This is a genomic window from Moorena sp. SIO4A1 (genome assembly GCF_010672065.1).
Taxonomy (GTDB): Bacteria; Cyanobacteriota; Cyanobacteriia; order Cyanobacteriales; family Coleofasciculaceae; genus Moorena.
Genome location: NZ_JAAHHX010000075.1, coordinates 1 through 11,510, shown reverse-complemented (window position 1 = coordinate 11,510; position 11,510 = coordinate 1). Strand labels below are relative to the sequence as shown.

General features: G+C 44.0%; 15 protein-coding genes. 6 read left to right on the top strand and 9 right to left on the bottom strand.

Features of this window, described 5'->3' with window-relative positions:
* Positions 1–12 precede the first annotated feature (12 nt).
* Both F6K53_RS30275 and F6K53_RS30270 read right to left on the bottom strand, forming a co-directional pair.
* Positions 13–219 carry a hypothetical protein gene (locus F6K53_RS30275; RefSeq protein WP_293020159.1) on the bottom strand — a complete coding sequence of 69 codons (207 nt, stop codon included), beginning with the start codon at positions 217–219 and terminating at the stop codon, positions 13–15.
* Between the two features lie 196 nt (positions 220–415).
* The gene (locus tag F6K53_RS30270) at positions 416–1,780 is read right to left on the bottom strand and encodes a DNA cytosine methyltransferase (protein WP_293072386.1); all 1,365 of its coding nucleotides are present in this window, start codon (positions 1,778–1,780) and stop codon (positions 416–418) included.
* A gap of 458 nt (positions 1,781–2,238) precedes the next feature.
* Here F6K53_RS30270 and F6K53_RS30265 point away from each other — a divergent pair, with 458 nt between their 5' ends.
* On the top strand, positions 2,239–2,457 hold the full coding sequence (locus tag F6K53_RS30265; protein ID WP_293020155.1) for a hypothetical protein: 219 nt from the start codon (positions 2,239–2,241) through the stop codon (positions 2,455–2,457).
* A gap of 4 nt (positions 2,458–2,461) precedes the next feature.
* On the top strand, positions 2,462–3,931 hold the full coding sequence (locus F6K53_RS30260; RefSeq protein WP_293072259.1) for a sodium:solute symporter family protein: 1,470 nt from the start codon (positions 2,462–2,464) through the stop codon (positions 3,929–3,931).
* Between the two features lie 29 nt (positions 3,932–3,960).
* Here the strand turns inward: F6K53_RS30260 and F6K53_RS30255 are convergent, their stop codons facing one another.
* Complete coding sequence (locus F6K53_RS30255; RefSeq protein WP_293072258.1) at positions 3,961–4,116, bottom strand: hypothetical protein; 156 nt, start codon at positions 4,114–4,116, stop codon at positions 3,961–3,963.
* A gap of 332 nt (positions 4,117–4,448) precedes the next feature.
* Here F6K53_RS30255 and F6K53_RS30250 point away from each other — a divergent pair, with 332 nt between their 5' ends.
* Positions 4,449–5,009, top strand: coding sequence for a 3'-5' exonuclease (locus tag F6K53_RS30250; protein WP_293072257.1), 561 nt, complete (start codon positions 4,449–4,451; stop codon positions 5,007–5,009).
* A gap of 6 nt (positions 5,010–5,015) precedes the next feature.
* Here the strand turns inward: F6K53_RS30250 and F6K53_RS30245 are convergent, their stop codons facing one another.
* Entirely contained in the window at positions 5,016–5,174 is a 159-nt protein-coding gene (locus tag F6K53_RS30245) for a hypothetical protein (RefSeq protein WP_293072256.1), read from the bottom strand.
* A gap of 267 nt (positions 5,175–5,441) precedes the next feature.
* Here F6K53_RS30245 and F6K53_RS30240 point away from each other — a divergent pair, with 267 nt between their 5' ends.
* Complete coding sequence (locus F6K53_RS30240) at positions 5,442–6,038, top strand: RNA 2'-phosphotransferase (RefSeq protein WP_293040543.1); 597 nt, start codon at positions 5,442–5,444, stop codon at positions 6,036–6,038.
* Here F6K53_RS30240 and F6K53_RS30235 read toward each other — a convergent pair.
* On the bottom strand, positions 5,992–6,291 hold the full coding sequence (locus F6K53_RS30235) for a hypothetical protein (protein ID WP_293040540.1): 300 nt from the start codon (positions 6,289–6,291) through the stop codon (positions 5,992–5,994). The two genes, F6K53_RS30240 and F6K53_RS30235, sit on opposite strands and share 47 nt — an antisense overlap.
* 16 nt (positions 6,292–6,307) lie before the next feature.
* On the bottom strand, positions 6,308–7,030 hold the full coding sequence (locus F6K53_RS30230) for a phosphoribosyltransferase family protein (protein ID WP_293020147.1): 723 nt from the start codon (positions 7,028–7,030) through the stop codon (positions 6,308–6,310).
* 163 nt (positions 7,031–7,193) lie between these two features.
* Here F6K53_RS30230 and F6K53_RS30225 point away from each other — a divergent pair, with 163 nt between their 5' ends.
* Positions 7,194–7,889, top strand: a complete 696-nt coding sequence (locus F6K53_RS30225; protein WP_293083217.1) for a uracil-DNA glycosylase — start codon at positions 7,194–7,196, stop codon at positions 7,887–7,889.
* Between the two features lie 292 nt (positions 7,890–8,181).
* The gene (locus F6K53_RS30220) at positions 8,182–8,691 is read left to right on the top strand and encodes an NUDIX domain-containing protein (protein WP_293073699.1); all 510 of its coding nucleotides are present in this window, start codon (positions 8,182–8,184) and stop codon (positions 8,689–8,691) included.
* A gap of 269 nt (positions 8,692–8,960) precedes the next feature.
* On the opposite strand, the gene sodC is transcribed toward F6K53_RS30220, so the two are convergent.
* The 3 genes from sodC to F6K53_RS30205 all read right to left on the bottom strand — a co-directional run bounded on the left by sodC (position 8,961) and on the right by F6K53_RS30205 (position 10,964).
* A complete protein-coding gene (gene sodC / locus F6K53_RS30215; RefSeq protein ID WP_293040526.1) occupies positions 8,961–9,491 on the bottom strand; it encodes a superoxide dismutase [Cu-Zn] SodC in 531 nt (176 codons plus the stop codon).
* Positions 9,492–9,639: 148 nt separating this feature from the next.
* Positions 9,640–10,314 carry a class I SAM-dependent methyltransferase gene (locus F6K53_RS30210; protein ID WP_293023929.1) on the bottom strand — a complete coding sequence of 225 codons (675 nt, stop codon included), beginning with the start codon at positions 10,312–10,314 and terminating at the stop codon, positions 9,640–9,642.
* 308 nt (positions 10,315–10,622) lie between these two features.
* The gene (locus F6K53_RS30205; protein ID WP_293073703.1) at positions 10,623–10,964 is read right to left on the bottom strand and encodes a hypothetical protein; all 342 of its coding nucleotides are present in this window, start codon (positions 10,962–10,964) and stop codon (positions 10,623–10,625) included.
* Between the last annotated feature and the right edge of the window lie 546 nt (positions 10,965–11,510).

Here is an 11,510-nt window from a genome sequence, read left to right as displayed (position 1 = left end):
AAGTGATATAGTTTATTCCACTACTCGAATCAATCCACGGTTCAAACCGTCATAAATCTCTTGGACTAGGGTTTGCTCTTCTAGTGAAAGTGATGCCTTGGCTAGTAAAGCTGACATAAAGAGCTGTTGGTCAATGCGGGTAATTTGGCGCATATGAATAATACGCTTAGCTATGTGCTGCACTGGGAATTTGGGGAAGATCACTTGAGAGGGTTTCATGGGCTCCACATAATCTCTGTAATTTTAACTATCGGCAATTTTGAAGAGATAGTCTGTGAGAGAGAGTCCTAGCTAGTAGTGATTCGAGATCAAAATTTGTGGTGATGGGATAGGGGTTAACCTGTGATCTGAGTTACAACGATGGCAGACTAGTAGCCGATCAGCGTTGACGGTCGTGATATACAGCATGTTGATTCTAGGAGAAGAGAACGATCGGAGATGGGAAGCAGCAGACTAAAAAAGGAATAAATATCACTATAGTCCAATACTTAGATGCCTGGAACTGTCTAAAGGCTAATAATTTCGTATCTGAGAGCTTGATAGTTGTGGTTGGCACTGATGGTTCAAGGGCCAAGGCTGTCATAATTTGTTTACCCAAAACCCGTCCTAATCGTGGTGGTACAGCATTACCGACCTGTCGAAATCCATGCCATTTGGTCTGGTGGAAGCGAAACCAATCTGGAAATGAGTGCAGTCTAGCGGCCTCTCGCACCGAGATGACCCGTGGATAATCAGGATGAATGGGGCGAGGAGAGGTGTAGCGACCGTTTTTATAACCAGTACCTGCTCTTAGGGTATGGCATGGTTGATCCCAGTGTAAGCGTCGTAAGCGACTGGTAGTATCTACCTCGCCCATGGGTGTGTTTCTAAACCGCTCAATAGAGGCTTCCGTGTGCTGGGTTTGCAGGGAACTGGTCAATAGTTGAGGATTCCACTGGCGGGGATAGGCAAAGTTACCAGGATCGGTGATTATATCCCTTAACTTTTCTACATAGGGCATGGCTAAAGCTTGGAGCAGGTCTAGCTGTTCTGGTGTTAGTTCAACACAATCGGTTTTCTGGAGTTCGGGAAAATCATCTAAGTTAGGCAAGTCTGCGATCGCATCCTTAACAGTTACCCATTGGTGAGAGCCTAGTTCTGAGTCAGGATAAGCCACTGGTGTTTCCCCAAGCCTAGAACCCAGTAAAAACAACCGCCGCCGTTTTTGAGGCACGCCAAAATCTGCTGCATTCAAGACCTTGACTGGCTCAGTTATCGTGTATCCAGCTGCTTTAAAGTCACTGATTAGCTGCTCGAACAGGTGTTGGTATTTGTTCTGAGCTAAGCCTGGAACATTCTCCATCACAAAGTAGCGTGGTTGCAGTTCTTTGACCAAACGGCAGAACTCAAACACTAAATTATTGCGTACATCATCTACTTGACGCTTACCGATCAAGGAGAATCCCTGACAAGGGGGTCCACCAATCACTAGATCAATGACTAGATCAATGGTAGAAACCTTCGATGAAACCTCTGTACAGTCTTGATTACAGTCTTGGTTTTGCCCCCTTTCAGTTGCCCACTCCCTCAGGGCTTTCTGAATTTCCTGACCAGACAGGGTAGTAATGTCGGTACATAAAACCTTGGTTTGGGGGGAATTGAAGGCATACACTGCCCCATGAATTGGGTCTTGTTCAACGGCGAGGGCAACATCAAACCCCGCCTGCTCAATCCCTAGGGAGAAACCACCAGCACCAGCAAATAAATCAACGGCTAACGGTCGATGAGGGAAATTGGCCATGCCGTTTATGGTAATCTAATTTTATTGCGCTGCACGCTTCGGAACAGGGAACAGGGAATAGGTAATGAAAAAGCTTGTCACATCGCGCTGCATAGACAATAGGCCAATTAAATGGACACTTGCTTATCTATAATGGTTGATCAGTAAGAAAACACTATTGTCTACCATACCTTAGTTAGTGCTCTTTTTTACGATTCACATTAATGTCGCGACTAGTAATAGCAATCCGTTTAGGAATTGTGATAATTTTGATTCCATATTCCCTACTCCCTAAGGGTGGATCTCAATGGATGCAAAAACACTCATAAAAATAGAATTATAATATCATGTTGTAACAATTACCCTTAATAAAAATCTCCCCATCTCCCCATCTCCCCATCTCCCCATCTCCCCATCTCCCCATCTCCCTACTCCCTACTCCCTACTCCCTACTCCCTACTCCCTTTCCTAAAGTGCTGATGCCAATTTTAAAATCCTCATTTTTCTGGTTTTTCTGCTTTACGGTAATTTTCCTGCTATCCCAAGATTTCTGGTCTTGGCAGCAAGACATTTCCTTCTCCTTGCTCCATCTTCCCCCCTGGGTATTCTATTTTATTGCCTTACAAATTCTCCTCGCGATCGCATTGTTACTATTTGTGCTAAATTTCTGGGAAACTTCGTCTAAGGAAGACCGTTAAGGAGATGACACTAGACTCGATTATTCCCTATGTTGTGCTGGCCGGGTATTTATTAGTAACCCTTGTGGTAGGACTAGTTGGTTATCGCCAACAACAAAACACCCCTGACGATTATTTTTTAGCTGACCGTAACATGGGAGCAATTCTCCTATTTTTCACCCTAATTGCTACCAATTTCAGCGCCTTTGCTTTTCTGGGATTTTCAGGATCAGGGTATCGCATTGGTCTGAGTTATTACGGAATGATGGGGTTTGGAACTGGCTTAATCGCATTAACCTTTTATTTTATCGGTTATCGAGTCTGGCTTTTAGGCAACAAACACGGCTTAATCACCCCTTCTGAATTGATGGAAGCTCGTTTCCGTAGCACAGGTGTATCCCCTGGGATTAGCAATACCCTCAAATTAATTTTTCTGGCGGTTATGGTAATTTTCACCATTCCCTACTTAACCCTACAACCGATTGGAGCTGGCTATATTATTGAAACCTTAACCAATGGACAAATTCCTTATTTTACAGGGGCTACCTTTTTAACAATTGTCATCGTGCTGTATGTGTTCATGGGGGGAATGAGAAGCGTTGCCCTAACCGATGTTATCCAAGGGGTTTTAATGTTTACCTTAATGTTAGCAGCAGTAGCAGCAATTGCTTCTAGTCTGGGAGGGATTGCTGAAGCTAACCGTACTGTCTACACCCTCAAACCTGAATTGTTTTCTCGACAGGGTATAGATAATTTTTTTACACATCGTAAGTGGTTTAGCTTCATGATTCTCTGGATGCTGAGTGTCCCTATGTTTCCCCAGATGTTCATGCGATTTTATACCTCAAAAAATAGCAATTCCCTAAAAGTTTCGGTAGTGATTTATCCCCTAGTAAGCGCTATCATGTTTATTTGTCCGGTACTAATCGGAATGTGGGGACATATTTCCTTTTCTGACCTGACAGGAAAAGCATCTGATCAAGTGTTTCCGATGATGCTAGCAGAACATACACCAATCTGGCTAGCATCTTTAGTGATGGTGGGAGCATTAGCTGCAATGATGTCAACCTTGGACTCCCAGCTTTTGGCTCTCAGTTCCATGCTAACTAGAGATATTTATTTTGCTTATTTCCGTAAAACCGCTTCCCTCAAAGAACAAACCTTTGTTGGTAGACTACTGATTGTTTTATTGGCAATTATTGGTTTAATTATCGCCAAAAATCCCCCAGATACGATTACTGCGATCGCAACCCAAGCCTTTACAGGATTAGCAGTACTGTTTCCGACGGTAATTGCAGTATTGTATAGCAAAACTATTCATCCTCTAACCTGTATTGTATCGATTCTTGTGGGTGAAGCCGCAGTGATTGGCTTTCAGTTGGGGATTATTCCCAAAAGTCTTACCTTCGGTTTTCTGCCAGTTGTCCCTATTGTTGCCCTTTCCGGATTAATTATTATTGTCGGATCAATCAAGCCGATCCGGAGACTGGATTGATATAGCAGTTATCAATGGGGTGAGCTAATTTAGTCCTGGGTTGTAGGGAGTCGGGAGTCGGGAGTCGGGAGTCGGGAGTCGGGAGTCGGGAGTCGGGAAAAAATCCTGTGTACCTCATTACTATGATAAACGTTGTCAGTGGTCAGCTTATTTTCTTCAAAAGCTGTTCGCTTTAGCGTGGCCATAGGCTGTTGGCGTAGCCTGCGCGTAGCGCATAGGCTGATAACTGATAGCTGTTGGCGTAGCCTGCGCGTAGCGCATAGGCTGAAGTCATTGGTCAGTGGTGAGTCTTGAGTACTGAGTCTTCAGTTGGAGAGTTTTGAGTAGACATGCTGGGCAAATTGTATTATAGTGTAATACAATTACATTACTGAGCTAAATTCTAAATTCTAAATCCTAAATTCTACATTCTACATTCTACATTCTTAATTCTACATTCTTAATTCTTAATTCTTAATTCTTAATTCTACATTCTTAATTCTACATTCTGACCAACATCGACTAGCCGGAGGATAATATGTCCAAAAAACTCGACCAAATTATTGTTGTGGATGTTGAAGCCACCTGTTGGCAAGGGAAGCCACCCCCAGGACAAGAAAACGAAATCATTGAAATTGGGATTTGTGTATTGGATGTTGTTTCTGGGAAGCCCCTGGAAAAAGACAGTATTTTGGTAAAACCAGAACGCTCAAGGGTCAGTGAATTTTGTACCAAACTAACTACATTAACCCAGGAGCAAGTTGACCAGGGAATATCGTTTGTTGAAGCGTGTTCAATTCTAAAGGATAAGTATTTATCTGCTCGGCGAGTGTGGGCCAGCTATGGGGATTATGATAGAAATCAATTTCAGAAACAGTGTACATCGCGTTTTTTGAGATATCCCTTCGGTCCCAGACATATCAACATCAAGACGTTGTTTGCTATTAGTTATGCTTTGCCCCATGAAGTTGGTATGGCACAAGCTTTGGATTTACTAAATTTACCGTTGGAAGGTACTCACCACCGGGGAGGAGATGATGCTTGGAATATTGCTTGGATCTTCTCAAGGTTACTTTCGCAATTCAGAACTACACCATGATATTGACTAGACTTGTTCCAGAAGTCGGGAATCGGGAATCGGGAATCGGGAATCGGGAATCGGGAACAGGGAATCGGGAATCGGGAATCGGGAATCGGGAATCGGGAATCGGGAATAATAATTGACGAAAAGCGATGCAGCGCGGTCTTTAATAATGTTTATCACCACTATTATAAAATAATAGCGATTTGCAGATAATTTAATTATGAAAATGAAGTTAAAAAAATAAAATCGACTTATTAATTTGCAATAATAAATAACTTAGTTTGCATACAAACTGCTCTATTCCCTGTTCCCGTCTTGATGCAGTCGCTCATGGGGGAAACCCCCAAGACCGCGCTGCATCCCTGTTCCCTGTTCCCTATTCCCTGTTCCCTGTTCCCTAAAAAAACCTAAATATGTACTTAAAAAATAGCAAACTACTATATCAATATGAATCCGTCTCGGTTAGTCAAAATTAGTAAATATTTGAGTAAGCATCTTCGGCACCAGCCTCAGAGAATTGGAATCACACTCGCTCCTGGTGGCTGGGTTGGTGTTGAGGAACTACTGGCAGCTTGTAAAAAGCATTCCTTTCGGATCAGCCGTGCTGATTTAGATCAAGTAGTTGCCAAAAATGACAAGAAGCGCTTTTCCTTCGACTCCACAGGTACCCGAATTCGTGCCAATCAAGGTCATACGGTCAAAGTCGATTTACAACTAGAAGTTGTGGTTCCACCAGATGTGCTGTATCACGGCACAGGTCACCGGGCAGTTGAGTCAATTCTCCGGCAAGGTTTGTGTAAAATGTCGCGACATCATGTTCATCTATCGACAGATATGGCAACTGCCAGAAAAGTGGGAGCAAGACATGGTCGCCCTGTGGTTTTTGCCATTGATGCCGCAGCTATGCACAACGCCGGTCACAGCTTTTATTGTTCCGATAATGGCATTTGGTTAGTGGATTGGGTATCACCAGAATATTTAAAGTTCACATTTCAGTCTACATGTAATCGAAAAGGTGAGAAAAAGCATAAAAGCTGTAGATAATCAACACGATAGCCATTACCTGAACCATAGGGGAATTAGAGGAAGGCATGGTTGTACCCCTGACCCACATGGATACGGCTGCTCCCATAGCAAAGCTAGAACTGAGTACCAGATAGGGCCAGTCATCGGTATAATATCCCCAGGTGGCTAGTAATGCCATTGCCAATGAGGTCATCATTAATTCAACGAACTCTGGTGGATTGTACTGGGTTGAAAGCACTAATGTTCGCCACCAAAACTGCCAAAGTCTCATAAATTAAAGTAGCTAGTTAATGCTCTAGGCTAGCGTTGACTGAAGACTCTGATATTCTAATATAGTTATGCTTATAGTTATGCTCCTGTAAATAGCTTAGAGCTTCCTCGGTTTTAACTTGAGGAAATTTGAGGTAGAAGCGGCTGACACTTAGAAAGGGTTCCGGTGTTTGTAAGATAACCATGCGATCGCACCATTGTGATAACCAGGGTATTAATCCTCCTGGTGCCACTGGTGTGCAAATCCAAACCTGTGCTGGATTGTGGGCTTTTACTGCTGCGCTTGCTGCTGCTATGGTCATTCCAGTAGCAATGCCATCATCAACCAGCAACGCTAGGGCACCAGTAGGATTGGTTTTCGGACAACCCGGTTGCAGTTGAGCTAGCTGAGCTTGGGCTTTTTCTTGAGCTTGAGCTAATACTATTTCCTGCCATTGAGCATTTTTGTTTCGCCATCGCCTTTGCCCAGACCAAAGTACAACTCCCGAGGAAGTCACCGCACCGATTGCTAATTCTGGGTTGCGAGCCGTGGTAATTTTTTTTGCCACTACAATATCTAGTGGACAATCCAGTGCCCGAGCTACTGGTGCTGCTACTGGGATACCCCCCCGAGGTAGTGCATATACAATAGGCGTTGCATCAATACCTGTAGCGTGCAGCCTGCTCACCAAGGGGATAAGTGCTTGAGCGAGCTGCTCACCGGCATCAGCGCGATCGCTAAACAGCGGGGCAGTGTGCATGGCTTCCTCCGGTATGAAGTTGCCTGATATATATTATAATTACGGATTTTTGTCAAGATTACTGTATCAAAAGAAAGATTGTAATAATTACTTGCTCACAATCTCCTCAATCTACTATTAGTAGTAAGGTGCCTTATGCCTGCAAAAATTTCTGTGAGCCCTCATGTCCAACGGAGAACAACTTAGTCTTTTTGACGAGTCAGAGTTAACCCCATCACAGCCGAACAATGTCCAAAGGGAGCTAATCCCCACTGATGCCAAAATCCCTATTCCTCCTGGCACTTACGACACCATGGAATCCTTGACAGAACACTGTCAATCTTGCCAACGCTGCGAATTAGGAGCTACCCGCACTCAGGCTGTTATTGGACGTGGCAACCCTAAGGCCCTAATTATGATTATTGGAGAAGGACCGGGTAAACAAGAAGATGAGACTGGTAAGCCCTTTGTAGGCAGAGCAGGGAAACTGTTGGAGAAAATTTTGGCATCTGTGAACATCGATAGTGAACAAGATGTCTATATTTGTAATATGGTGAAGTGCCGACCTCCTGGTAACCGCACCCCTACTCCTGATGAAATTGAAGCGTGCAAACCTTACTTGTTGGAACAAATTCGCCTAGTAGACCCCCAAATTATTCTGTTCACTGGTGCCACAGCGGTAAAAGGCTTAACTGGTAACAAGAAGGGGATTACTAAGATTCGGGGTACCTGGATGGAATGGGAAGGGCATAAGTGGTGTATGCCAATTCTCCATCCTGCTTACCTACTGCGGAATCCCAAACGAGATCAAGGTAGTCCAAAGTGGCTGATGTGGCAAGATATCCAGAAAGTGCGTGCTAAGTTAGATGAGATTCGCTGATTCCATAGATATTAGGGAGTAGGGAGTAGGGAACAGGGAATAGGGAACAGGGAATAGGGAACAGGGAGTAGAGATTAGTTAAGTTTTAAGTGTTAATTGTTAATTGTTAATTGACAACTTTAAATGGTCAATTAACAATTTTCATTCCAATTTTAAATTGACGAACAACCAAGAATGATACAGCGTTTTTCATAGCTATCAGGTACACAGGAGTTTTTCCATCTTACCTCTTACCTACTCCCTACTCCCTACTCCCTACTCCCTAAAAGCCAAGAATTTGTACCTCACCCAATTGAAAACTGCTGTAAAAATGATTATTGATGAAACTTGGTACCAACGACCGCCTGGAGTTTCTGAGGCTACCTCTGCTGGTGGTATTGTTGCCCGCCGTTGGGAGCAGCAGATATACATTGCTCTAGTTCAAGAAGGCAATAGACTTGAATACGTCTTACCCAAAGGTCATGTAGAACCAGGAGAAAGCATTTTAGAGGCGGCAGAGCGAGAAATTGCGGAAGAAGCGGGCTTAAATGACCTGAAATTTATTGCTGAACTGGGAGTTAAGGAACGATTAGACTTTGCCAAACAGTGTTGGAAAAAGACTTACTATTTTCTGTTCATTACTGACCAAATTGAGGGGACTCCTACTGATCCAAATCTCAGTTACCAGCTGGGGTGGTTTCCAATAGATGAATTACCAACATTATTCTGGCCAGAACAACAAGAACTCATTAAAACCAATAGTAAGCTGATCCAAAATTCTGTAAGCATATGCGCTACGCGCAGGCTACGCCAACAGCCGTGAGCTAAAAGCTCACGCGTGCGCGTTCAGCTGTCAGCCTTCAGCGTCCCATAACTCAAGATTAAACGAATGCTTACCTCTTTTATTGAAAAACACCGATTGCGCTACGGGCACGCTTGGCCTGTAACCACGCTGCGCCAACGCGAACAGTAGCGTCGTGGCACAGGCTTCGACGCATCGGACCTAACCCATAAGCTGATAACTGATACGCGACACGCTGATACGCGACACGCTGATAGCTTACCCGTTAACTAAAACGCACAACACTGTGGCTAAATCACACCACAAGCCGCTCGAGCACCACCCCCTCCCAAGGGTTTGGGAGTGTCTGAATAATTGTCACCTTGGGCGTGAATGATCAGAGAGTGACCCTTAAGGTCAGCAACCTTTAACCGTGGGGCTACGACTGGAGTGTTAGCAACACCCTGTTGATTAACCACTAGCCTTGGCAAATCACCTAAATGACCATTACCGAATGGTCCTTCATGTTTGCCGGTATTTTCTGGATCATAATGACCACCAGCAGCTAAGCCTGGAACTACTTTACCTTCCTTCTCGGCTGGACCACAGTTGGGGTTTGTATGGAGATGGAAGCCATGTTCTCCAGGAGTTAATCCAGACAGATTCGAGGTTAGCTGCAGACCCTTCTCGGTTTGGGTTGCTTTGACAATGCCAATCTCTTTACCAATGCCTTTGGTATCAGTCAAATGCATGCTCACCGTTAGTGGTGTTGACGCGGATTGATTGGAACAAGCCGAGATTAGAAATATTGCGATCGCAGCTAATAGGCTGATAATTTTCATACTCAACTACACCCCACTTACAGATAGGTCTCCAAGGATCTGAGATCCTTTCGGATTGCCGTTTCCCTATTCCCTACCGTAGCTGATTTCTGAGGATTTTTCAGCTTGAGCTGAGTTTTCCATGCTTCTATCTCAATCTGGCACCCATTCATCTTACCCCTAGCTGGAGTGGGCTTTTAGCGCTATTTTTGTAAAAGCACAACACTTGGCTAGTGTTGAGGGGATCCCGATACAGACACTCAACCCGATTAAAATTATGTTTCTGGGCAAGGGATTGCAGGGTGGTTTGGGTTTCGGGAAAATCACTAGACAATATATGACCCTCGACCATGGAAACTTCTTCGGGAGTCAGTTGAGCCCAGTCTTGGTAAACACCCTCTAGGTAACGTCTTAGATAGGCGTTTCGGGTTTCTCCATCTGTGGAAACTATATCGATCAGAATAAAAACACCATCAGCTTTTAGCAGATGACTCAGCTTAGCCATAATACCATCTTTTTGCTCAAAACTGAGGTGATGGAACGCAAAAGAACTTAGAATCCCGTCGAACCTATCCTGCTGCTTTTGTCCCAACTCAGAAACTACTTCAAAGAAGTCGCCCTGGATCAATGTCTGTTCGCAGGGGATAGAATTCATGTTATCACAAGCAATCTCTAGTGCTGGCTCAGAGAGGTCAATACCTTTGTAGGAAGCAATAGTGGTATTGGCTAAAGCCTGGGCGGTGAAGCTAGCATCACCGCAGCCGAGGTCAAGCATGGAGAAGGGCGTTGGAAAGTAGCTGACTATAAATGCGTGTAAGATGCCGTAAATTTCACGGTGTTTCATGTAATTGTTAGTCAGTATTTTTTAATAGAGTTGCCACTGACTCTCAAATATATTAGGTGACTGATATGTTTTCAGAAAACACCTTTTTTGTACTTTGGAAAAACCACTTATAGTTTAGCTAATCTATTAAGAAACACATGGTTAAATCCAAACCCCAGCCAGGATTTGATATTTTGTAAGCATTCAGCAATCAGCTAATACGCTACGCGCACGCTACTTGAGGTGCTATCAGCTATTAGCTAATGCGCTTTTAGCTCACGGCTGACCGCTGACGGCTGACCGCTGACGGCTAAATACTTACCTAAGTATTAATCATTATCCAGGTTGGATAGTTGAGTTTTCACATGAGCCAGATAGCTAGAATCATTGATGGTTTCTGGGGATAATCTTCCTCTTGCAATAGCACTTGCTACTAGGTCTTTGGCGGTAATTCTCTTGGTTTTTACAGCGCTGATGAAACCAGCATTACTGGGAATACCTTGGTCAGCAAAGTAGCCTTGATAAGCCAGATAGACCAGGTTAAACGGTTGAACTTCGACAATATTGTTACGGCTGGTGGTATAATTTGCAGCGATTTCTGATGCTAAGACGGGAGTGGTAGCGGTAGCAATCAACAAAGTGCCTAAACTGCCAAGTACGAGACGTTTCATCTTTGTTTCTCCTAAGATTGATTAGCTTAATTGGTGAACTGCTTTTCTTTAATTACTAGAATGCAGGTCTTAACTGAGGAGGAAGTGACCGTTAACTGAGAATTTGATAAGGTCTTGCTAAGGAAACTGAATTAACCCTGGTTGACTGACAAAACTAATCAACCACGTACTGGTACGAAAGTATTTTGAATTCCAGTCGATACCGTCGTTTATCATGTTGTTTTCGTGAGGCCATCACCGGGTCAGGATCATGATTACTCAGGTGCGACCCGTGGCGAATTTAATTCTTAATGGGGAAAGCGCACCTATGTGAAACGAACCCGACGAATCAGTCTCCAGCCATTTTCGCTCGGAGGCTTTGACATCATGTTTATCACTACCCTCGCCTTGACCTACTGGTTTGCCGTAATATCATGTCAGGATAAGGGCGACCGATGAAAGACGCTCAAGGAAGTGGAGATTCCGAAATCTCCCAATGTAGCTAGGGTTCAAGCTACGTCCCCACCCGAAGGAGCACTTCGAGATGGATATGGCGGTTTCGACTAC